Source organism: Ensifer sp. LC11, from assembly GCF_001695835.1.
Lineage (GTDB): Bacteria > Pseudomonadota > Alphaproteobacteria > Rhizobiales > Rhizobiaceae > Ensifer.
Genome location: NZ_MBSO01000009.1, coordinates 1 through 21387, shown reverse-complemented (window position 1 = coordinate 21387; position 21387 = coordinate 1). Strand labels below are relative to the sequence as shown.

Here is a 21387-nt window from a genome sequence, read left to right as displayed (position 1 = left end):
GCTCCGGCTGTCATCACATTTTGATGTGAATACGAAAGACGGCGGAAAGATGCAAAGAACAGCGATAAATGCCCGCCGGCGCCCGCTTTTCCGTTAAAAGCCGGCGCCGGGCGTCGCCAGATAGGTCAGTTCGGCCTCCGTCGAGGGGCGCGCCAGAAAGGCATTGCGATGCGGAAAGCGGCCGAACGTCTCGATCACCTCGCGATGGCGGATGGCGTAGTCGAGATAGGAGGGATCGCCGAGCTCGGTAAAAAGCTTCACCGACATCGTCTGGTCGGTCAGGTTTTCCGAGTGCTCAAAGGGCAGATAGACGAAGGCGCGCCATTCGGGCCTGATCGCCATGTCGGCGCCAGCGCCGACGGCGAGCTTGGCCTCGTGGAGCGCCAGGCAATCGGTGGCAAAGGCGAGCGGCGTGCCGCGAAACATGTTGCGCGGCATCTGGTCGAGCAGCAGGATCGCCGCCAGCCGGTTTTCCGGCGTTGCGCGCCAGATCTCCCCGACACCGCGGGCAAGCGCCAGGTGCGACGCGTGGAAGCGGCGAATGCAGGTCTGGTCGACCTCGTGGCTCGTCCCGAACCAGTCGTCGTAGGTAAGTTCGCCGAACCAGAAGTTCAGAACGTCTTCCGGCGTGCAGATTTCAGCTTCGTTCGCCATTGGCTCCTCATGCGGCTCAAGTGCCGATCTGTTCGGCTCCCGTGTCCGGCTAAGACATAGGTCCGGATCGGTCCATGTCCATGCGCGCGTTCCTGTTCATGCGCGCTTTACGCGCGTCGCTTCAGGATGGCAACGAAGGCGATGCCGCCGACGAGCCCGGTGACGACGCCGATCGGCATGTCCTCGGGCGCCATGATGACGCGCGCCACGAGATCGGCAAGGATCAGCGCCAGCGCCCCGAAGAAGGCCGAGAGCGGAATTACCCGGACATTGTCGCTGCCAGCCAGAAGCCGCACGAAATGCGGCACCATCAGCCCGATGAAGCCGATCGCGCCCGAAAAGGCCACCATCACCCCGGTCAGAAGCGCCGTGACGACGAACAGCGTCAGGCGGAAGCGGCGCACGGGGACGCCGAGCGTCATGGCCGTCTCGTCGCCCATGGCGAGCGCATTGATCTCGCGCGCCCGGATGCTGAGCCAGCCGAGCGAGGCGAAAAGCACCAGCCCCGGATAGAGGAGCTGCGACCATTGCGCCAGCCCGAGACCGCCGAGCATCCAGAAGATCACGGTATGCGTCGCTCTTGGATCCCCGAGGAAAATCATGAGGTTGCCGATGGATGTTAAGACGAAGGCAACGGCGACGCCGGCCAGTACGAGGCGATCGGCGCTCGAGCCGAGCGCGCGGGAAACGAAGGCGACGAGCATCGTCGCCGCAAGCGCCCCGACAAAGGCGAAAAGCGGCACCGTTGCAAGCCCGAGGATCAGGCCGGTGTGGAGCAGCGCGATGATGGCGCCGAGCGCGCCGCCGGAGGAAACGCCGAGCAGATGCGGATCGGCGAGCGGATTGCGCGTCACCGACTGCAGCACGGCGCCGGTCAGCGCCAGGCCGGCGCCAACGAGCCCTGCCAGGATGACGCGCGGCAGCCGCACGTCCCAGACGATGCTTTCGCGCCCGGCCGACCAGAAGGCCTCGATACTGCCGGGCGCGATCTTGCTCACGACGATCGACCAGACCGTCGCAACCGGGATCGGCGCCGAGCCGAGTGACACGCCGGCGGTGATGGTGAAGGTGAGCAGCAGCAGGGCCGCCAGCAGGCCGGCACCGACTTTCAGCCCCCGCACCGACCCTAGGCGTGAAACGGTGACGGAACCAGGCGACGCATCCTCAGCCAGCATCGTTTACAGGCCTTCGCCGTGAAAGGCCTTGGCAAGCCGGGCGATCGCATCGACGTTGCGCGGCCCCGGCGTCGCCTCGACGTATTCGAGCACGACGAAACGGTCGTTCTTGACGGCGTCGACATTCTTGAAGGCGGCGTTGTTCTTCATGAAGGCGATCTTGTCTTCCGCCTTCACCTCGCCGTAGTTGACGATCACCACGACCTCCGGGTTGCGCTCGATCACCGGCTCCCAGGACACTTCCACCCAGCTCTTTTCCACGTCGTCCATGATGTTGGCGCCGCCGGCAGCCTCGATCATCGCCGTCGGAATGCCGAAGCGGCCTGAGGTGAACGGCTTCTCCTCGCCGGAATCATAGACGAAGACGCGGGTCAGCTTCTCCTGGCCGGCAGAGGCCTTGGTGATGTCCTGGAGTTGGCGGCGATAGCCGTCGACCAGGGCTTCGGCGCGATCCTCGACGCCGAAGATACGGCCGAGGTTGAGGAGGTCGACGAACATGTCGTCCATCGTAGGCTTTTCCTTGGCCATCACGTGGATGCAGGATTCGGTCAGTTCGTAGACGTTGATCTTGAACGGCGCGAGCGTCTCGGGCGTCACCTCGCCGCCGACTTTCATGCCGTAGTTCCAGCCGGCGAAGAAGAAATCGGCATCGGCGTTGAGCAGCACTTCCTTGGTCGGATATTTCTCCGAGAGCTCCGGCAGTTCCTTGACACCCTCGCGCAGCTTTTCGTCCAGCGTCTTCCAGCCGGAAACACCGGTATAGCCGACCATGCGGTCCTGGAGCCTCAGCGCCAGCATCATTTCCACGAGATTGACGTCGTTGGCGATCGCCCGCTTCGGCACCGCATCGAAGGTCACCTCGCGGTTGCAGCTCTTGACGGTGACCGGATGGCCAAGCGCCGGCGTTGCGGCCGCAAGCAGGAGCAGGAAAGCAGAGGAGGCAATATTGATCTTCATGAAATGGGTCCTATCGGGGAAGTGAGAAGGAGAAACGGGCGCTGCCGGCTGCGGCAGTCGAATGAACGGTGGCCGTGACGCCGAAGGCGGCGGAGAGTTCGCGTGGGCTCAACACCTCGTCCGGCGACCCGAACGCCGTCAGCCGGCCCTCCGTGATGATCGCCACATCGGTCGCGAACTCGGCGGCAAGGTTGATGTCGTGCAGCGTCGAAACGATCGTCAGCTTCAGCGTCTGCAACAGCTCCAGGATTTCGAGCTGGTGGCGGATGTCGAGATGGTTGGTGGGCTCATCGAGGATGATGATGCGCGGCTCCTGGGCGAGCGCCCGGGCGATCAGCACCCGTTGCTTTTCGCCACCCGAAAGCGTCGCGAACTGCCGGCCGGCGAGATGGGCGAGATCAAGATGCGACAGCGCATGCAGCACACGCTCGCGGTCGAGTTCCGTCCAGCCGTTCAGGCCCTCTCTTCGGGGAATGCGCCCCATCATGACGACGTCGCGCACGCTGAAGGGAAAATCGCCGGGCATTTCCTGCAGCACGACGGCGATCGTTTTCGCCGCTTCGCGCGCGGTGATCGACCAGAGATCGACCCCGTCGACGGCGATACGGCCCGCATTCGGCTGCACCGCCCGGTAGAGGCAGCGCAGAAGAGAGGTCTTGCCGGCGCCGTTCGGCCCGAGGATGGCGAGCCGGCTGCCGGCCGCGATCGAAAAGTCGATGTCTTCAACCAGGGTCAGCCCCGGCCGTGGGCCCCAATGCAGTCCCTCGACCCGAAGGGCCGCGCCTGTTGCGGTGCAGGTCATGGTCTCATCCCTCCCCGCACCGTCATTGGAAGTGGCCCGCAACGTCTTCGGAGACGAGCATCGCCGCGGGAATGCGGGCGAGCGTCTTGCCCTTGAGCCCGCGCGGACGCTCGGCGGCGCGCGTCATGCCGTCGCCGCGCTCGGCATAGGTGGTGGCAAAGCTGACGAGATCGTCGATGTCCTCTTCCGGCGAGATGTCGCCGAAGAGATAGGTCGCCTTGCCGGTTGCCTGGAAAGCGATGGTGCAGGGCCGCGTGCAGGCTGCCATGCACACGGTGCCGGCAATCGAGAAATCCCGGTCGAGCGGCTCGCCAAGCGTGGCAATGCTGCGGTTGAGGCGCTTGATCAGCTCGGTACCGGGCGTGCAGGGTCCGCCCGTGAAGCGGCAATCGGTGCAGACCGTTATCTTGTGCTGTCGGGAATTCGGCTCAGCCATCTTCTTACTCCGCCGGACTGACGGCAGGAGATGGCGAAGCGGCAGAATGACGGAAAACCGTCGCTTGGAAGCCAGTTCTTTTCCATCGGAACACCCCGTCCGTTGTGGTTGATCGGTTCGATGGCAGGTCTCCTGGCTCGCGGGTCGCGGCGCATCCACGTCTTCCCGGCCTTTGGCCAGTGACATGGTGTGAATGCGCTTTCCGCTCACAGTTGCGGGGGCAGCCACGGTCTCGGTCCCGTCAGGGTCGTCCGTTCCGTGTTCCCTTTTCAGCCGCCTCCGCATTTCCGCGGACGCAGCACCATCACCCTCTTCCTCGCATGAATCGCGAGGCGAGACAACCGCGCGGGCATCTCCTTCGGGTTCTATCAACATGCGGCGTTTCGTCATGCGCTTCTGTTATAAAATAACATTACATAGTGCAAGCCGAAAAATCTTCCCGAGCGCAAGGTCGCGGCAGCATGCGGCCGCATCCCACCTCGAAAAACGGTCGCCCCCTTGTTGCCGGGGAGCGCCGTTGCCGGGAACGCCCGCCTCTTTCAGAACTCCGGCGGAAAAAGTTCAGCCGTCAGCGTCACCGCAACCGGGACATTGCCCGGCAGGTTGCGCACGCCGCAGACGGAGCGGACATGCCCGGCCCTGTCGCCGAAGGCTGCCGCAAGGAGTTCGGAGGCGCCGTCGAGCACCTGCGGGTGCTGGACGAAATCCTCCGTACACGCGACATGCCCCTCCAGCCGCACGATCTGGCGGATGCGTTCGAAGCGGCCGAGATGCTCGTGGATCTGCGCGAGCGCGTTGAGCACCGAAAGCTCCGCCGCCTTGCGGCCGTCGTCGATCGTCACATCGCGCCCAAGCAGGCCCGTAAACGCGAAGCGACCGTCAAGCAGCGGCCCCTGCATCGAGACGTGCAGCATTTCACCCGCCTCGATCACGGCGCGGTAGGCGCCGAGCGGCCTTGGCGGCGTCGGCAGCCGAAGGCCAAGCGCCTCCAACCGTCGGATGACCTCATCAATCATTGCTCCCCCTCCTCGTTGTCGTCCGTCGCACCGGCTGGTCGGCGAGATGATGCCGCCTTCGGTCCGAGATGCCCTCACCCTCTCAAAGTTCTGCTCACCCTATCGCAAACAAGAAAGCGCGCCGATCCGTGCGCGTCCAGCCACTTCCCAAGCATGACGAAGAAAAGGCGTCATGCCCCCGGACGCCATGAGATGGCGTAACAAATTACAACGTCAGAGTTAAAATGCCGACGGGATCCGGGCGGTCCGTCGTCCTTGCACATCGATCGCGGCTGGAGCACCGCCGCTACCGCGGACCGTCATTCCAAGTAGAGGCGCTGAAATGTAACGTACGTTACGCTCGCGTAACCCCATGACAGTTGAGAAAATCCACGGCCGACGCGACAATTGGCGAGATTAGGATTGGGCATCGACAAGCCTCGAAAGCAAGCTCAACTTAACCGCGCACACCCGAATTGAAGTGGCGGCAACTCAACTTTTTGAAGGGGACAGCAGTGAACCCGATCGATTTTTTCGTCGAGACGCTTCGGAACCATCCGCCCGTCGCCGTCTTCCTCGCCCTCGGCATAGGTTTTCTGATCGGCCCCATCAAGGTCGCAGGCTTCAACCTTGGCAATGTCACGGCCACGCTTCTGGCTGGCGTTCTCATCGGCCAGCTGGGCATCCAGGTTTCCGGTGACCTGAAATCCACCCTGTTCCTGATCTTCCTCTTTGCCGTCGGTTACGGCGTCGGCCCGCAATTCGTGCGGGGGCTTAGCACCGATGGTCCGAAGCAGATCGCCTTTGCGCTCTCTGTCCTGGTGCTGTGCCTGATCGTTCCCTATCTCTGCGCGCTGATCGCCGGGCTGCCGCTCGGCTACGGCGCCGGCATGTATGCCGGCTCCCAGACGATCTCGGCTGCGATCGGCGTGGCAACGGACCAGATCAACTCACTCGGATTGACGCCCGAGCAGGCCAAGACCTTCGCCGACCAGATCCCGATCGCCTATGCGGTGACTTACATCTGGGGCACGATCGGCTCGGCGATCATTCTCGCCCAGCTCGGGCCAAGACTTCTCGGCATTGATCTTCCGGCGGCCTGCAGGGAATATGAGGCAAAGCTTGGCGGTGGCACCGAGAGCGGTGAACCCGGCATCACCCGCGCCTACCACGATTTCGGCCTTCGGGCCTATCGCATCGACGAAGCGAGCGGGCTGACCGGAACCCCGGTCAAGAACCTGCTTCCCGGCATCCGCGTCTTCGTCGAACGCCTGCGCAGAGGCGATCAGATCATCGAAGCGGATGGCAACACGGTCTTGCTGCCGGGTGACGTCGTCGCCTTCTCCGGCCGGCGGGCCGTGCTCGTCGAAAACCTCGACAGCAAGCTGACCGAGGTCGAGGACAAGGAACTCCTGAACGCGGAAGCCGAGGTCCTCGACGTCTACGTGACCAGCAAGGCACTGGCCGGCAAGACGCTTGCCGAAGTCAGCACGCAGGATTGGGCGCGCGGCGTCTATGCCCGCAAGATCGTTCGCTCGCTGGTCGAGATCCCGGTGCTGCCGGGCACCACCGTCGAGCGCGGCGATATCGTCACCATCGGCGGCGCCAGGAGGCACGTCGAAGCGGCGATCAAGGCGCTGGGTTTTGCCGATCGCCCCGTTGAGACGACCGACATCGCCTTCCTCGGCTGGGGTCTCTTCATCGGCGCGATGATCGGCGCGCTGACACTGACGATCGGCGGCATCCCGATTGGCCTTTCTACGTCAGGCGGCGCGCTGCTGGCGGGCCTCGTGCTTGGCTGGCTGCGCACCACCTACCCCGCCTTCGGCCGGATCCCGTCGCCGGCGCTCTGGCTGATGAACACGCTCGGCCTCAACATCTTCATCGCCGTCGTCGGCATCGGTGCCGGCCCGGGCTTCGTCGCAGGCCTGCAGGAGGTCGGCATCTCCCTTTTCATCTGGGGGGTCGTTGCAACCTCCGTTCCGATGATCGCCTCGGTGCTCCTCGGCCACTATGTCTTCCGCTTTCACCCGGCGATCCTGTTCGGCGCCTGCGCCGGCGTCAGGACGACGACGGCGGCGCTCGGCATGATCCAGGAGGCGGCCAAGAGCAAGGTGCCCGCACTTGGCTACGGCATGCCCTACGCCATCGGCAACACGCTGCTTACCATCTTCGGCCTCGTCATCGTCATCATGCTCGCCTGAGGCGGGCCGACGAATTGAGGCATCGTTCATAGTTCATAGATCACAGGGAGTGTGGATCATGTTGGACAGAAAATTCTACGACAGCATTTCCGATCTCAGCCCGTTCGAAATCAAGGACGAACTGATCAAGCTCGCCAGGACGAGCTCGCAGAAGGCCGCCAAGGCATTCCTCAATGCCGGCCGCGGCAACCCCAACTGGACGGCGACGCGCGCCCGCGAGGCCTTCTTCCTGCTCGGCCAGTTTGCGCTGACGGAAGCCAAGCGTGCCTACTACGACCCGAAGGCCGGCGTCGCCGGCATGCCGCCGCAGGACGGCGCCCATGCCCGGTTCCAGAAGTGGACGAAGAAGCTGCTGCAGGACACAGGTGATTGGGACGAGGAGGATGAGGGCATTCCGCCGGCAAAAACCCTCTCCGACGCGGTCAATTACGCCATCAAGACCTTCGGCTTCGATCCTGATGGATTCGTGCACGAGCTGACGGACTCGATCATCGGCGACAACTATCCGGTTCCCGATCGCGCCCTGCATCACAACGAGATCATTACCCACGAATATCTGATGTGGGCGATGTGCGCCGGCCACCGGCCGAAGGTGAAGTTCGACCTCTATCCCGTCGAGGGCGGCACCGCCGCCATGTGCTACATCTTCAAGGCCTTGAAGAACGCGCGCATCCTGAATGCCGGCGACACGATCGCGCTCGGCACGCCGATCTTCACGCCCTACCTCGAAATGCCGCAGCTTGAGGATTACACGCTGAAGACCATCAATGTCAGCGCCGAGCAGGAAGACCGCTTCCAGTTCACCGACGATGACATCAAGGCGCTGGAAAACCCGCAAGTGAAGGCGCTGTTCCTGGTCAACCCCGGCAACCCGTCTGCCGTGGCGATGGATCCGGATTCGATCAAGCGGCTTGTCGACCTCGTCAACAACAAGCGCCCGGACCTGATCATCCTCACCGACGACGTCTACGGCACCTTCGTTCCGGGCTTCCAGTCGCTGCTCGGCCATCTGCCGCGCAACACCATCGGCGTCTACTCCTACTCGAAATACTTCGGCTGCACCGGCTGGCGGCTCGGTGTCATCGCGGTGGCCGAGGACAACATCTTCGACGAGAAGATCAAGGCGCATCCGGAACCGATCCAGAAGCTGCTCGAAAAACGCTACAAGGCGATGACCCCGAAGCCGCGCGACGTGAAGTTCATCGACCGCATCGTCGCCGACAGCCGTGACGTGGCGCTGAACCACACAGCCGGTCTGTCGCTGCCGCAGCAGGTGATGATGTCGCTCTTCAGCCTTGTCGAGCTGATGGATGTCGAAAAGCTCTACCAGAAGGCCTGCATCGCCATCTGCACGAAGCGCTTCTGGAACTTGGTCGAGGGCATGGGCGTCGAGTCCAATCCGGGCGTCTATTTCGACCACTATTACGGCATCATCGATTTCGAGTTCTGGCTGCGCAAATATGTCGGCCAGGACGTGGTCACCTGGGTGAAGGACAACATCCACCCGCTCGACATCCCGTTCCGGCTTGCCGAGGACCACGGCATCGTGCTCTTGAACGGTTCGGGCTTCGACGCGCCGAGCTGGTCGGCGCGCGTCTCCTTCGCCAACCTGAATGACGACGCCTATTCGCAGATCGGCCGCGCGGTGCGCTCGGTCGCGCGCGGCTACGTCCAGACCTACCAGGCGGCCAAGGGCTTGAAGATCAGCTAGCAGAGCAAGGCGGCCGGCAACCTGCCGGCCGCCTTTCACCTGCGCCTGGCCAGCGCTTCCCCGGCTCACACGCATCCCCGCATTTCCGGCAATCACGAAAGTCCTTGCCAGCATTTTTGAAAGTGCAACAGCGACCTTTGCGCATGTCACAAGGCGCGCGGCGCTGTGGCGACCAGCGCATCATCCGGCTGAAGGCGCCCTCTTCGGTCGGCAAACGGGAGGCCCTGCCGCGTGATCGACACCATCTTCAGCATCTTGCGGGCGCATCCCGAACTTGCCCTGTTTCTGGCACTCGGCATCGGCTACGCGATCGGCAAGATCACCATTGCCGGCGTGACGATCGGGGCTGTGACCGGCTGCCTGCTGGCGGGCGTGCTGATCGGCCAGACCGGCGCGGTTCTCTCCAACGACGTCAAGCAGGCGTTCTTCCTGCTCTTCCTCTTTGCCATCGGCTATCGCACCGGCCCGCAATTCTTCCAGAGCCTGAACGCGGACGCCCTGCCGCAGATCGCGGTTACCGTGACGCTCTGCGTCGTTGCACTCGGTGTTGCGATCGTTCTCTCGATCTTCTTCGGCTTCGATCTCGGCACTGCGGCCGGCGTGCTTGCAGGTGGCGCAACGGAATCGGCGACTGTCGGCGTTGCCATCGACACCTTCCGTAAGACGGCACCGACGCCGGAAGCGGCCAACCAGTTCGAATCCGCCGTGGCGACCGGCTTTGCCGTCGCCTATCTTGTCGGTGTCGTCAGCGCCATCCTTGTGCAGTCGCAGCTGGCGCCGCGCATGTTCGGCCGCAGCCTGAAGGACGCCTGCGCCGAGCTCGAAGCGGAGCTCAACATTACCCCGCACGACGCCGGCAACAGCGCCCGCCGCGAAATCGAGGCCCGCGCCTTCGCCATTGCCGACAATCTGGTGGGCCTCACAGTCGAGGAGGCGGAAGCGCGCGTTCCCGAGAAGCAAAAGGCCTATATCGAGCAGATCCGGCGGGGCAGCGAGATCATTACCCCCAAGCCAAAGGAGCGGCTGCAAGCAGGTGACGTTATCGCCGTTGCCGGGCTGCGCGGGTTTCTCGTCGAATATGCGAGCCGGATCGGCACCGAGATCGACGATCGCGAGCTTCTCGATATTCCGGTCGAAATCCTCGACGTGGTCGTGACCAACAAGGAGGTCGCCGGCAAGCGCCTGTGGCAGCTCAACCAGCAGCCCGAGGCGCGGTCGGTCTTCCTGCGCGGCATCCTGCGCGCCGGCCAGCCGATCCCGATCTTTCCAGGGCTGACGGTCCGCCGCGGCGACGTGATGTCGATCGCCGGTGCCAGGCGCCATGTCGAGGATGCTGCCGCGCTGCTTGGTTATGCCGACCGCGAGACGACTGCGACCGACATGGTCTTCGTCGGCGTCTTCATCTTCCTCGGCGGCCTGATCGGCATTCCGGCTCTGAAGCTCGGCGCGCTCGAAATCGGCCTCGGCGTCGCCGTCGGCGTGCTGATTGCGGGGCTGGTGGCTGGCTGGCTGCGTTCCGTGAGACGTACCTTCGGTTTCGTGCCGGAGGCCACCCTCTGGTTCTTCGACAGCGTCGGGCTTTGCGCCTTCATCGCCTGCGTCGGCATCTCGGCCGGCCCGAGCTTCGTCGCGGGTCTCGTCCAGTCCGGCCCGGCGCTGGTGATCGCCAGCGCGCTGATCTGCGTGATCTCGCATGTCGCCGCACTTGCGCTCGGCCGCTTCGTCTTTCGCATGAACGAGGGCGTGCTCGCCGGCACCTGCTGCGGCGCCGGCACTTCGGCACCGGCGCTGGCGGCCGTGCAGGAAGCGGCTGGAAGCAAGGTGCCGACCCTTGGCTACGGACTGGGCTATGCCATCGGCAATGTGCTGCTGGCGCTATGGGGCGCAGTGCTCGTCACGGTTCTTGGGTAGACATTCGGTGACCGCCGTCGGCGCGGCGCAGACGTTGCGCCACCCTGCGGACTGCCGCTACGTCAAGCAACTAATGCAACGGCCAGACCAGCATCAGCGTCGGAATGCTGACGATGACGATCACCAGCGACAGCGGCAGGCCGAGGCGCGGATAGTCGCTGAAGCGGTAGCCGCCCGGCCCCATCACCAGCGTGTTGCACTGGTGGCCGATCGGCGTCAGGAAATCGCTGCCGGCCCCGATGGCGACCGCCATCAGGAAGGCTTCCGGCTTGTAGCCGAGCGCACCGGCGAAGCTTGCGGCGATCGGCGCCATGACCAGGACGGTCGCGGCATTGTTGAGAAACGGCGTCACCGCCATCGCCGCGAGCAGAATGATGGTGAGCGCACCGGCCGGCGGCAGGCCCGCGGCAACCGTGCCGAGCCATTGGGCGATGACATCCGTACCTCCCGTCGTTCGCAGGGAATCGCTGACCGGGATCAGTGCCGCCAGCATGACGAGGATCGGGCCGTCGATGGAGCGATAGACGTCGCGCAGCGGAATGATGCGAAAGACGACCATGGCAAGGGCCGCCGCGAAGAAGGCGATCGGCACCGGCACGAGACCGACCGCCGTCGAGCCCATGGCGACGGCGAGAACGATGAGCGGCAGCGGCGCCTTGCGCGTGGTGCCGAGCAGGATCTCGCGCTGGGCAAGCGGCAGGCAGCCGAAATCCTGCAGGAAGGACGTCAATTCGCGGCGGGCGCCTTGCAGAACGATGATATCGCCGGCCCGGAGCCTTATGCTGCCCAGCCGCTGCTTCAGCCTTTCGCCCTGGCGGCTGACGGCGAGCAGGTTGATGTTGTGGGTGTTGAAGAGCGCCAGACGCTGCGCCGACATGCCCTCAAGCGGTGAGCCGCTGCCGACGACCGCCTCCACCGCCTCGATTTCGGCGGCGGCCTTCTCGCGGCTACCCGGCGAGCGATCCCCGGCGATCTTGAGCCTGGCCTGCGAGACAATGCGATCGAGCGCCCCCGGCCCGCCTTCAAGCAGCAGGATGTCGTCGGCTTCAAGCGTGATGTCGGGCAGCGGCGCCAGATGCAGGCCGCGGCGAAAAATGGCGATGACGACGGCACCGCCATCGCCGAGCTTGACCAGGGTGCTGAGCGACTTGCCGATCGCGGGAGAGCCGGCAGCCACGACGGCCTCGGACGTGTAGTCGGTAATCTCGATCGCCGAATGTACCGAGACTTGGCTGCTGGAGCGTTGCGGCACCAGCTTGTAGGCAAAGAGCAGGAAGATGCAGCCGACCAGCGCCAAGGTCGCGCCAACAGGCGTGAAGTCGAACATGGTGAAGCTCTCGCCGGTGAGCTCCTGCCGCACGCGCGAGACGACGATGTTCGGCGAGGTGCCGACCTGCGTCATCAGCCCGCCGATCAGCGAGCCGAAGGCCATTGGCATCAGGAAGACCGACGGCTGGACATTGGACCGCCGGGCAAACTGGAACGCGACTGGCAGCATGATCGCCAGCGCGCCGATATTCTTGATGAAGGCGGAAAGCACGGTGACGGTGATGACCAGGAGCGCCAGCTGCGCGCGAACCGAGGAGATGTTGGGCAGGAACCGCTGGATCGCCGCATCGACGATGCCGGAGCGCGCCACACCGGCGCTGACGATCAAGGCACTGCCGACGATGATGACGATATCGTCGCTGAAACCATCAAAGGCATGATCATAGGGCACGATGCCGACCGCCACCGCCAGCATCAGCGCCGAACAGGCGATCACGTCGTAGCGAAATCGCCCCCAGATGAAGAAGGCCATCATGGCGCCGATAACAAGAAACGCGAGAGACTGTTCGGCGGTCATGCGATACCCGGTCAAGTCGAGGGAACGGAAAGGCGCGGAGCCTCAAGAGCACAACGCGCGATCCGCCGGAACGTTCACGACTGCATGGTCCTTGGTCGTCGCCGATCAGGCAACGGGAACATGCAGCAATTCACAGCGCTACAGCGACCTTTGCGCGCCCAAACAGACGCGCGTCGCCGTAGAGAGGTAGCGCATCTTTCCGTCGATCGGAATTCGGCTAAGCGACAAAAATGGGTACGACGACGAAATGGGTGCCCGGAGCCACAGGCGCGCGCCAATCTGGACCATACCGCCGGCAGTCCATATTCGAGAAAAGGGGGATGGAAGATTTGCAACGTCGCCACCTGCCAGCGTGCCGACGGACGGCCTTGCCCGTCGGCCTGCCAGCGGGTTTTCGCGACCGCAGCCACAATGCCTGGCAACACAATCGCCCGCTCTTGGATTTGCATCAGGAAATTGTACAATAGATCAAAGTGTTGCACCGCGTTCTGCGAGCCGACCCGAAGAGGGGAAATCCGGCTGCAGCGCCGAAGAGCAAGCGTAACCGCAGCCGAGGATCGCCGACATGAAACACGCCCTTGCCGCCCTCTCCGTCGTTCTGCTTCTCAGCGGTTGCACGGCCACCCCCGACCCTCACCTAAGCTACGGCTACTCGCCGAACCTCGAGCCGATCCCCGGCAGCATCACCTATGGCGGGCAGCCGCGCACCAAGCTGAAAAAGGCGCCAGTCGGCAGCATCGTGCCGCACCAGTTCATCGACTCCTACGGCCGCAAGGTCTACGAGACCTATATCATCGAGCCCGACCGGTCCCTGCGCCTGACCAGCCGCCGCTGGGCGCCAGACTTCTTCTTCGACGACTGACAGCGCATGCCATTCCATGAAGCCCCTTGGCGCAGCATGATGGCGCAGCGTTGGATCCGTTCACGCCTTGGGTGAAATGATCCTATCGGCAGCCCGGATGTGAAGCCACGGCCGAAACAAACCAAAGCTCCGGCGATGTGTTTTCAGCCGTGTCCTGCCCCCATCTGGCGCCCGACGCGGTCAGGAGCCAGGTCAAACCGCTGATTGCCGTCTTGGCTCTGCGTCCGCCGATCGGTGCGGTTGCACGTCCTGCCTCAGCGCCGTTTCGCAATGGCATTTTATCGCCCGCGTCCGCCACCGCCGCGTCCGCCGCCGCCGCGAAAACCTCCTCCACCACCGCGACCACCGCCGCCACTGAAGCCGCCGCCGCCACGATTGCCGCCACCGCCGTGGAAGCTTCCGCCGCCACGATGCCCCCCGCCGCTGAAGCCGCCGCCATAGCCGCCACGATCGAAGTTCTGGAAGCCTCCGCCCGCGTCCGGAAAACGCCGGCCATAGCTGCGGCTCAACTCATTCCGGTTGCCGAACTCGCGCCCAATCCGGTCGATCGCGAGATAATCCGGCGCGCGCTCGCGAACCTGTTGCCGGCTGCGGCCCGCAGCCGGCCTGTTGACCGCGTCACCCTGCCTGCGCTGCGTTGCCTGCGGACGATTGGCTATCGCTCCCTCAGCGGCAGTCCTCAGATTCTTCCCCTCGGGGCGCTGCACAGGCTGCCATCCATCGGGCGTATGCTTCTGCCACTGCCCGTTTTCACGACGATAGACGTCGCCGTTTCGCCCGGCATAGACATCGCCGCCCTTGCTGCCGACGACAAAGCCGCTATTGCCCCCGGTGTTCTTCCAGCGAAGCCCGCCGGCCGTCCCGGTAGAGCCGCCACTGATCTTGGCGAATTCGCCGCCATGTTTGACGGAAACACTTCCCCAGGAACCATAAACGCCCTGCCCGCCCCGGGCAACGGCCGCATTGCCCGTGCTCGGATTGTACGCCGCGACGAAGCCCCTCGCGCCAGCCGGCCCCGCCACCGCACCGCCGCGGAAATAGGTACCGGTCTTCGGATTGTAGCCGGCACCGACGACAAGCCCCCGGTTCGGGCCATAGGCATAGCCATAGCGCCCGAAGGTCCCATAGGCGGGATTGTAGAACGCGCCGACGCCATAGCTGATCGGCGGCGGATAATAGGGCGGCCAGTCGCCGCCATCGTCATAGTCCCAATAGGGCGGGTAATACCAGCCTGAGCCCCAGACCACGGTGTCCCAGGCGAGGTACATGTAGAGATAGCCGAGCGTATAGCCGTACCAGACGGCATCGTCCTCGGTGTCATAGACCCGGACATAGGTGACGTTGTAGACCGGCGACGACGGAGGAATTGTATAGATCTCCTGCGCGACAGCGCGCGCGACGGCAAAGGGTCCCGTCGGCGTATCGCCGACGAACCAGATCCCGTCCTTGAGCACGAAATACTTGTCAGCGACCTTGATCACCCGCTCATTCGAATTGACCGCATAGAACATCGACGTGCCTTCGATCGGCACGAATTTCGGTTCGCCGCTGTAGCTCGGTTCCACCTTGACGGAGCCATCGGTCGCGACCCGCGCCATTCGCGGGATGCTGGCCCGCAGCCGCGCCTCGGCACTTTCCGACGTGCCGGGTATGGAAGCACGCGCGACCGAATAGGGCGCGTCGCTTGGCAGCTTCAGGAAATCCTCTGGCAGATTGGGGGTGGCGAAGGTCCAGGGGCCGTCAAGTGAGCCCGACGAGAACCACCGCCCCGACAGGAGCGTGTACCAGGTCTTGCCGGGCTTGTGATAAAACACGCCGCTTTTCGTGTTCGACGCCCATTCGAGCTCCGTGCCCCTGATCGGTTCGAGCACCGGTTTTCCGTCGAAAATCATCAGCTCTGCGGGCTGGTCCGAATAAAATACCTTCGGCACGACATTGTCGACGAAGGCCGTCGGCGGTACCGCCGCTTTCGCATCCTTCCAGCTTTCCTCGTCGGGCAAGCTCGACAAAGGGCCTGGAAGCGTATCGGCCACGACCCACCCGCTTTCGAGCGTGGTCGATTTCAGCCAGCTGTTCTCGTCGCGCAGATAGTAGGTGTTGTCCGCATCGACCTTGAAAAGGTCCCAGTTCGTGTTGGTGACGAAGGAAAGACCCTGCACACCCTTGACCGGGGCGGTGACCGCCGCACCATTGGTCTGGACAAGGATCGCCGGCGTCTCGCTCTTGAAGATCGGCGGCGGGTCAGCCTTGATGTCAGGGACGTCGGCCAACCGTTTGTAGTCCGCCAGGCTTGCCGTCAACCGCTCCTGCGAGACGACGATCGGATCTGACGGCAGGATCTTGCCAACCTCGAGCGCGAGATCCGACAGTTCCTCGCGTCCAAGCGTCGAGAAATCAACGCGCGTGACCTTCACGTCACTCAGCGTCACGTTGCCGCTTTCATCATCAGCCACGGTCTTGGCGGTGACGGCGATGATGCCATAGGCGGGCTTGGCGTCGGCTGACATCTTCAGCTCCGCCGCAATCAAGCCGTCGAGCTGCTTGAAATCAGCCCAGTCGGAAATCTGCGGCTGATAGAGCGTCAAGGTCGCCCCGGCATCCGAGGTGTACACCTTTGGCCAGGCAGGCGTCGCTGCATCGGACTGCTGCAGGTATCTGCCGGCGACAAAGCCATTTGCGCCCGAATAGGTCACGGCGCACCACGTTGCGGCGGTATCGCACTCCTTGATGTCGACCTCCTCGCCTTGCGGAATGACCCGCAACGAGGCGAACCCGGTGTCCGGACCCGTTCTGAAATTGACATTTGCTGTCAGGGTGGCCGGATCGGCAAAGGCGGACGTGGAGAAAAAGGACGCAATCGTCAGATAGGAGATCACTCTGCGCATGGCTGCCTCTTCATTGAATGCAGCTCTACTTTGAGGAGCGCGGGCAGGTTACGCCGCGACGAAGAGTTCGTCCAGCCGCCGGCCGTTCAACGGGAACCCGCATCACCCTCGCGCGATAAGCAACCGGTCTCGGCGGTTATCGCGAGAACAGCGCGTCTTGCAAGATGCGCAAAGGTCGCCGCCGCACTTTGAAGTGCTTGTTTTTGGTCTCTAATCGGCGATTGGCGTGCTGGCGGCGGCGCCGCGGTGTCGGTCGCGACGGTCGGGGCCACAAAACTGCTCCGTCACCCAGGCGCGCAGCACCTTCGTTGCCGGCCGTTCGGCCATGCGCGGACTGTAGACGAGATCGTAGCGGTCGCTCTCCAGCGTCAGTTCGAAAGGTTGGACGAGAATGCCGGAGGCAAGCTCCTCTGCAACCAGTGTGAGGCTCAGCAGACCGATCCCCTGCCCGGCCACCACCGCCTGCACGGCGTGGATCTCATCGGTAAAGGATAAGCCCGCGCCCGCCTCAACATCCTTAGCACCGGCGCGCGCCAGCCATTGCCGCCACACCGGCGCGCGGGCATCGTGGCGACGTAGCGTTCCCCAATCGTAATGGATGAGCGTCACGTGCTTGAGATCGGCAACACGCGCCGGCGCCAGGCGCGGCGCGCAGACCGGCGCGAAACGATCCGCAAACAGCGGCTCCGTGACGAGGCCCGGATAGTGTCCGCCACCAAGACGGATCGCCGCGTCCGCATCCGCCTCCAGGTCAACCGTCCGATTGGAGGCGTCGAGCCTCAGCGTCCAGTCCGGATAGGCCTCGCGAAACGAGCCGGCAAGCGGCGCAAGGCGCTTGGCCACGAAGGCGACGGTTGAGGTGAGACGCGCGACCTTGCCCACCTGTTGACGGCGCACATCGGCAATCGCCTGCTCGAAGCGGTCGAGACCATCGCGCAGCACCGGAAACAGCGCCATTCCGGCGGCAGTCAGGCTTACCTGGCGCGTCCCGCGCTCGAAGAGTTTGACTTCGAGCATCTCCTCCAGCTGCCGGATCTGGTGGCTGATCGCGGTCGCCGAAACATTCAGCTCCTCGGCCGCCAGTTTGAAGCTCAGCCGGCGGGCCGCAGCCTCGAAAACCCTGAGTGCGCCGAGCGGCGGCAACTTCCTCATCACACCCTCTATGCATGAGTACAATTCATCTATCGGCTGAGAAATCGTTCTTTGTCAGCGCGGGTTCTCCGCAACATATTGAGTTCAACAGCCAAGGCAACAGCGCCAAGCTGAGAAAATCTCAAGCATGAAAGGACATTCCATGTCTCTCGAACAGGTCGTCACCAAGCCGGACCCTTATGCGCCGTTTCTGCTCTCCCAGGCGATCAAGGCCAACGGCTTCGTCTTTGTCTCCGGCCAGGCCGCGATCGGCGACGATGGCGAGCTCGTCGGCAAAGGCGACTTCGACCGCCAGGCCGAACAGGCCTTCCGCAACCTCGACCGGGCGCTCAAGGCCGCCGGATCCGGCCTCGACAGCATCGTCAAGGTTACGATCTTCCTGCGCTCGATGGAGAATTTTGGAAAGATCATCGAACTGCGCCGCAAGTGGTTTTCCGCACCCTACCCGGCCGACAGCATCATCGAGGTTTCCTCGCTCTATTCGCCCGACGCGCTGATCGAAATCGAAGCGATCGCGCTTGACGGGGGCCGCTGATATGGACGCGTCCGCAAGCAGACGGCCATCGCCGGCACTGGCGCAGGTTGTCACCGAACCCGATCCCTACGCTCCCTTTCTGCTCTCTCAGGCGATCAAGGCAAACGGCTTCGTGTTCGTCTCGGGGCAAGCGGCCATCGGCGACGACGGCGAAATCGTCGGCATCGGCGATTTCGACCGTCAGGCCGAACAGGCGTTCCGCAATCTCGAGCGGGCACTGAAGGCCGCCGGCTCCGGTCTCGACAAGGTCGTCAAGACCACCATCTTCCTGCGGTCGATCGAGAACGCGAGCAAGCTCGTCGACCTGCGGCGCAAATGGCTGTCGGCCCCCTATCCGGCCGAGAGCATGGTGGAAATCCCGTCGCTCTATTCACCGGATGCACTGATCGAAATCGAAGCGATCGCGCTTGACGGAGGCCGCTGACATGAACGCCCCACTGACAATCCCTTCTCACCTGTTCACCGGCACAAGTCTCAAGGGGCTTGATTTTGCCAACCGCCTGTCGGTGGCGCCGATGACCCGCATCAGCGCTTCAGCGGACGGCGTGCCGGGCGACCGCATGCTTGCCTACTACGAGCGTTTCGCCCGCGGTGGGTTCAGCCTGATCGCCACGGAAGGCATCTACACCGACAAGGCCTACTCCCAGACCTACAAAGACCAACCCGGCTTAACGGACCGGCGGCAAGCGGAGGCCTGGCGGCAGATCACCGACGCGGTCCATTCCGCCGGCGGCCGCATCTTCGCGCAGCTGATGCACGGTGGCGCGCTCGCGCAAGGCAACCCATACCGTGCGGAGACGGTGGGCCCTTCCGCCATCCGCCCGAAAGGCAGCCAGCTGACCGGCTATCACGGCGAAGGCCCCTATGCCCTGCCGCGGGAAATCAACGAGACCGAAATCGCCGTGGCGATCGAGGGTTTCGCTAATGCCGCGCGCTTTGCGATCGAGGTCTCGGGCTTTGACGGCATCGAGATCCACGGCGCCAACGGCTATCTGCTCGATCAGTTCTTCACCGACGTCTCCAACCGGCGCGCCGATCGCTGGGGCGGCGATATCGTCCAGCGCCTCGGCCTGTCGCTCGAGGTGCTGAAGGCGGTGCGCGCGGCGATCGGCCCTGACGTTCCACTGGGTCTGCGCGTCTCCCAAGGCAAGGTCAACGACTTCACGCACAAATGGGCGGAGCGCGAAGAAGGTGCTGCACGTGTGTTCGAGGCCCTGGCTGAAAGTCCTGCGGATTTTGTCCATGTGACCGAGTTCGAAGCCTGGCAGCCCGCCTTCGCGGGCGGCGACGCCTCGCTCGTGGCCCTTGCCCGCCGGCACGCGCCACGCCTGTTCCTCATCGCCAACGGTAGCCTGCACGATCTCGCTCGGGCCGAGGAGGTGGTGGAAGCCGGTGCGGACATGATCGCGCTTGGCCGCGGCGCGCTCGTCAACCCCGACTTGCCGCGGCTTGCCGCCGAACGCAGCGGCTTGCGCCCGTTCGAACTGCCGTTCCTTGCGCCGATCAGCGACATCAAGGACAGCGAACTCGCTCTCTGACAAAGGACCAAAGGGCGCGCCCGGGAGGCGCGCCTTTCAACTCCATCGCTCTCGTTCGTTGGAGCCGGCCGTCGCGGTCACAGCGCCGCGACGAAGCGGTAAGCCGCTCCGTTTCGCTCGGCCCGCCCGATCCCCGGATAGGCCCAGTGATAACCAAGCAGCGCCAGCCTCTCCGATGCCGCCCTGTCGATCAGGGCCTTGCGGTTCTTCAAGGCCAGTTCCGCATCCGTGTCGAAACCGAAATGCCATTCGGGATGCTCGAAGAAGACGACATTGCTGGTCACCGCATCGCCTGATATCACCAGGCCCTCATGTCCCGCCCCGTCGCCGCCGGAAAGCTGGAGAGAGATGTGTCCGGGCGTATGGCCCCGCGTGTCGAGTACCTCCATGCCGCTGACGATCTCATCACCAGGCTTGACCAGGGTCAGCCGGTCCTTGACCGCGAAAAGATCGCGCTGCGCCCCCTTGGCAAAAGCATGCAGCACCTGCGGCATGATCTTTTCAAAGTTCGGATCGGTCCAGAACTGCCATTCCGCCTCCGAGACGAAATATTGCGCGTTCGGAAAGGTCAGCTTGCCATCGGTGCCGAGGGTACCACCGGCATGATCGGGATGGGCATGTGTCAGCACCACCTTCGTCACCTCGCTCGGGTCGATGCCCGCCGCCAAGAGATTGGCGTGAAGTTTGCCGGCGCTTTCCTGGAAATGGTTGCCCGAGCCGTCGTCGACCACGATCAGATCGCCGCCTGTGCGTATGACAGGGATATTGGTGTGGAACGGCGCGTGTTCGGGCGTGCCGCCGAGACGGCGCATGATCTGGGGACGTTCTTCCGGCGTCGCGTCCGGCAACACCACGCTCACCGGCAGCATGATGAAGCCATCGCTGACGACGGAAATATCGAAGCCGCCGTGCCGAAAGCGATGGAGGTCAGCGGCATAGGCACCTTTCGGCAGGAGGGCGGAGGCAGCAAGCGCGCTGGAACCAGCAAGGAATTCACGACGATCGGGGCCGGATGTCCCGGTGGAAATGCGGGAAGAGGTCATGGTTTTGGTCCTTGGCTGAAGCGTTTGAAGGGTGCACCGGTGCCCCCTGCGGCGGCACCGGCATGAGCAGGCATCAGGCTCTGGCGAAAGCCAGCAGGTCGGCGTTGAGCTGGTCCTTGTGGGTGTCGGTGATGCCATGCGGTGCGCCGGCATAGACCTTGAGGTCCGCATGCGGCACCAGCGTCTTCGCGGCGCGCGCCGCCGCGTCGATCGGCACGATCTGGTCGTCGTCGCCATGGATGATCAGCGTCGGCACGTCGAACTTCTTCAGATCCTCGGTGAAGTCGGTCTGGGAGAAGGCGACGATCGAGTCATAGGTGTTCTTGTGACCGCCCGTCATGCCCTGCAGCCAGAAGCTGTCGATCATGCCCTGCGAGGCGACCGCACCCGGCCGGTTGAAGCCGAAGAACGGACCCGAGGCGATGTCGCGGTAGAGCTTCGAGCGATCCTTGAGGCTGGCCGCCTGCAGACCGTCGAACACCTCCTTCGGCAGGCCGCCGGGGTTGCTGTCGGTCTTGACCATCAACGGCGGCACCGCCGAGATCAGCCCGGCCTTGGCGATGCGGCCGGTGCCATGGCGGCCGATATAGCGGCTGATCTCGCCGCCGCCGGTGGAAAAGCCGGCAAGGAAGATGCCGTTCAGATCGAGCGCATGGATGAGATCGGCCAGATCGTCGGCAT

General features: G+C 63.9%; 18 protein-coding genes and 1 riboswitch. Of the genes, 7 read left to right on the top strand and 11 right to left on the bottom strand.

Annotated elements, in window-relative coordinates; all coding sequences use genetic code 11:
• Positions 1 to 93: 93 nt before the first annotated feature.
• From BBX50_RS06600 to BBX50_RS06575, 6 genes are all read right to left on the bottom strand, one after another.
• Positions 94 to 654 (bottom strand): DUF924 family protein, encoded by a 561-nt coding sequence (locus BBX50_RS06600; protein WP_065774523.1) that lies wholly within the window; start codon positions 652 to 654, stop codon positions 94 to 96.
• A 107-nt stretch (positions 655 to 761) separates the two neighbouring features.
• The gene (locus tag BBX50_RS06595) at positions 762 to 1829 is read right to left on the bottom strand and encodes an iron ABC transporter permease (RefSeq protein WP_083213570.1); all 1068 of its coding nucleotides are present in this window, start codon (positions 1827 to 1829) and stop codon (positions 762 to 764) included.
• Between the two features lie 3 nt (positions 1830 to 1832).
• Positions 1833 to 2786, bottom strand: coding sequence for an ABC transporter substrate-binding protein (locus BBX50_RS06590; RefSeq protein ID WP_065774522.1), 954 nt, complete (start codon positions 2784 to 2786; stop codon positions 1833 to 1835).
• A gap of 10 nt (positions 2787 to 2796) precedes the next feature.
• Positions 2797 to 3588 carry an ABC transporter ATP-binding protein gene (locus tag BBX50_RS06585; protein ID WP_065774521.1) on the bottom strand — a complete coding sequence of 264 codons (792 nt, stop codon included), beginning with the start codon at positions 3586 to 3588 and terminating at the stop codon, positions 2797 to 2799.
• Positions 3589 to 3610: 22 nt separating this feature from the next.
• The gene (locus tag BBX50_RS06580; RefSeq protein ID WP_065774520.1) at positions 3611 to 4024 is read right to left on the bottom strand and encodes a DUF1636 domain-containing protein; all 414 of its coding nucleotides are present in this window, start codon (positions 4022 to 4024) and stop codon (positions 3611 to 3613) included.
• A 104-nt stretch (positions 4025 to 4128) separates the two neighbouring features.
• Positions 4129 to 4345, bottom strand: a riboswitch (cobalamin riboswitch).
• A gap of 218 nt (positions 4346 to 4563) precedes the next feature.
• Positions 4564 to 5040, bottom strand: coding sequence for a RidA family protein (locus BBX50_RS06575; RefSeq protein ID WP_065774519.1), 477 nt, complete (start codon positions 5038 to 5040; stop codon positions 4564 to 4566).
• A gap of 494 nt (positions 5041 to 5534) precedes the next feature.
• Here BBX50_RS06575 and aspT point away from each other — a divergent pair, with 494 nt between their 5' ends.
• The 3 genes from aspT to BBX50_RS06560 all read left to right on the top strand — a co-directional run bounded on the left by aspT (position 5535) and on the right by BBX50_RS06560 (position 10845).
• Positions 5535 to 7223: an aspartate-alanine antiporter gene (gene aspT / locus BBX50_RS06570; RefSeq protein WP_244513105.1), complete on the top strand. Its 1689-nt coding sequence runs from the start codon at positions 5535 to 5537 to the stop codon at positions 7221 to 7223.
• 58 nt (positions 7224 to 7281) lie between these two features.
• A complete protein-coding gene (locus BBX50_RS06565; RefSeq protein ID WP_065774518.1) occupies positions 7282 to 8934 on the top strand; it encodes a bifunctional aspartate transaminase/aspartate 4-decarboxylase in 1653 nt (550 codons plus the stop codon).
• Between the two features lie 231 nt (positions 8935 to 9165).
• Positions 9166 to 10845 (top strand): TrkA C-terminal domain-containing protein, encoded by a 1680-nt coding sequence (locus BBX50_RS06560; protein WP_083213571.1) that lies wholly within the window; start codon positions 9166 to 9168, stop codon positions 10843 to 10845.
• 70 nt (positions 10846 to 10915) lie between these two features.
• On the opposite strand, the gene BBX50_RS06555 is transcribed toward BBX50_RS06560, so the two are convergent.
• The gene (locus BBX50_RS06555) at positions 10916 to 12691 is read right to left on the bottom strand and encodes an SLC13 family permease (protein ID WP_065774517.1); all 1776 of its coding nucleotides are present in this window, start codon (positions 12689 to 12691) and stop codon (positions 10916 to 10918) included.
• 565 nt (positions 12692 to 13256) lie between these two features.
• On the opposite strand from BBX50_RS06555, the gene BBX50_RS06550 reads away from it, so the two are divergent.
• Complete coding sequence (locus BBX50_RS06550; RefSeq protein ID WP_065774516.1) at positions 13257 to 13553, top strand: hypothetical protein; 297 nt, start codon at positions 13257 to 13259, stop codon at positions 13551 to 13553.
• A 278-nt stretch (positions 13554 to 13831) separates the two neighbouring features.
• Here BBX50_RS06550 and BBX50_RS06545 read toward each other — a convergent pair whose 3' ends face one another.
• Together BBX50_RS06545 and BBX50_RS06540 are read right to left on the bottom strand one after the other, a co-directional pair.
• Positions 13832 to 16438 (bottom strand): SH3 domain-containing protein, encoded by a 2607-nt coding sequence (locus BBX50_RS06545; protein WP_065774515.1) that lies wholly within the window; start codon positions 16436 to 16438, stop codon positions 13832 to 13834.
• 210 nt (positions 16439 to 16648) lie between these two features.
• A complete protein-coding gene (locus tag BBX50_RS06540; protein WP_083213575.1) occupies positions 16649 to 17602 on the bottom strand; it encodes a LysR substrate-binding domain-containing protein in 954 nt (317 codons plus the stop codon).
• A 130-nt stretch (positions 17603 to 17732) separates the two neighbouring features.
• Here BBX50_RS06540 and BBX50_RS06535 point away from each other — a divergent pair, with 130 nt between their 5' ends.
• From BBX50_RS06535 to BBX50_RS06525, 3 genes are read left to right on the top strand one after another with little or no spacing between them, the layout of a single operon-like run.
• The gene (locus BBX50_RS06535) at positions 17733 to 18125 is read left to right on the top strand and encodes a RidA family protein (RefSeq protein ID WP_065774513.1); all 393 of its coding nucleotides are present in this window, start codon (positions 17733 to 17735) and stop codon (positions 18123 to 18125) included.
• A gap of 1 nt (position 18126) precedes the next feature.
• Positions 18127 to 18549 carry a RidA family protein gene (locus BBX50_RS06530; RefSeq protein WP_065774512.1) on the top strand — a complete coding sequence of 141 codons (423 nt, stop codon included), beginning with the start codon at positions 18127 to 18129 and terminating at the stop codon, positions 18547 to 18549.
• 1 nt (position 18550) lies between these two features.
• Positions 18551 to 19663 carry an NADH:flavin oxidoreductase gene (locus BBX50_RS06525; protein ID WP_065774511.1) on the top strand — a complete coding sequence of 371 codons (1113 nt, stop codon included), beginning with the start codon at positions 18551 to 18553 and terminating at the stop codon, positions 19661 to 19663.
• A gap of 77 nt (positions 19664 to 19740) precedes the next feature.
• On the opposite strand, the gene BBX50_RS06520 is transcribed toward BBX50_RS06525, so the two are convergent.
• Together BBX50_RS06520 and BBX50_RS06515 are read right to left on the bottom strand one after the other, a co-directional pair.
• Positions 19741 to 20706: an MBL fold metallo-hydrolase gene (locus tag BBX50_RS06520; RefSeq protein WP_065774510.1), complete on the bottom strand. Its 966-nt coding sequence runs from the start codon at positions 20704 to 20706 to the stop codon at positions 19741 to 19743.
• Positions 20707 to 20779: 73 nt separating this feature from the next.
• Positions 20780 to 21387, bottom strand: a 608-nt coding sequence (locus tag BBX50_RS06515) for an alpha/beta hydrolase (protein WP_139108836.1), incomplete at its 5' end; no start/stop codon positions are given.

Bases quoted from the DNA above. Each gene is read 5' to 3' on its own strand.
- BBX50_RS06520 (WP_065774510.1), bottom strand. From the start codon at position 20,706: ATGACCTCTTCCCGCATTTCCACCGGGACATCCGGCCCCGATCGTCGT.
- BBX50_RS06565 (WP_065774518.1), top strand. From the start codon at position 7,282: ATGTTGGACAGAAAATTCTACGACAGCATTTCCGATCTCAGCCCGTTC.
- BBX50_RS06555 (WP_065774517.1), bottom strand. From the start codon at position 12,691: ATGACCGCCGAACAGTCTCTCGCGTTTCTTGTTATCGGCGCCATGATG.
- BBX50_RS06590 (WP_065774522.1), bottom strand. From the start codon at position 2,786: ATGAAGATCAATATTGCCTCCTCTGCTTTCCTGCTCCTGCTTGCGGCC.
- BBX50_RS06580 (WP_065774520.1), bottom strand. From the start codon at position 4,024: ATGGCTGAGCCGAATTCCCGACAGCACAAGATAACGGTCTGCACCGAT.
- BBX50_RS06545 (WP_065774515.1), bottom strand. From the start codon at position 16,438: ATGCGCAGAGTGATCTCCTATCTGACGATTGCGTCCTTTTTCTCCACG.
- BBX50_RS06550 (WP_065774516.1), top strand. From the start codon at position 13,257: ATGAAACACGCCCTTGCCGCCCTCTCCGTCGTTCTGCTTCTCAGCGGT.
- BBX50_RS06575 (WP_065774519.1), bottom strand. From the start codon at position 5,040: ATGATTGATGAGGTCATCCGACGGTTGGAGGCGCTTGGCCTTCGGCTG.
- BBX50_RS06530 (WP_065774512.1), top strand. From the start codon at position 18,127: ATGGACGCGTCCGCAAGCAGACGGCCATCGCCGGCACTGGCGCAGGTT.
- BBX50_RS06535 (WP_065774513.1), top strand. From the start codon at position 17,733: ATGTCTCTCGAACAGGTCGTCACCAAGCCGGACCCTTATGCGCCGTTT.
- BBX50_RS06585 (WP_065774521.1), bottom strand. From the start codon at position 3,588: ATGACCTGCACCGCAACAGGCGCGGCCCTTCGGGTCGAGGGACTGCAT.
- BBX50_RS06525 (WP_065774511.1), top strand. From the start codon at position 18,551: ATGAACGCCCCACTGACAATCCCTTCTCACCTGTTCACCGGCACAAGT.
- BBX50_RS06595 (WP_083213570.1), bottom strand. From the start codon at position 1,829: ATGCTGGCTGAGGATGCGTCGCCTGGTTCCGTCACCGTTTCACGCCTA.
- BBX50_RS06600 (WP_065774523.1), bottom strand. From the start codon at position 654: ATGGCGAACGAAGCTGAAATCTGCACGCCGGAAGACGTTCTGAACTTC.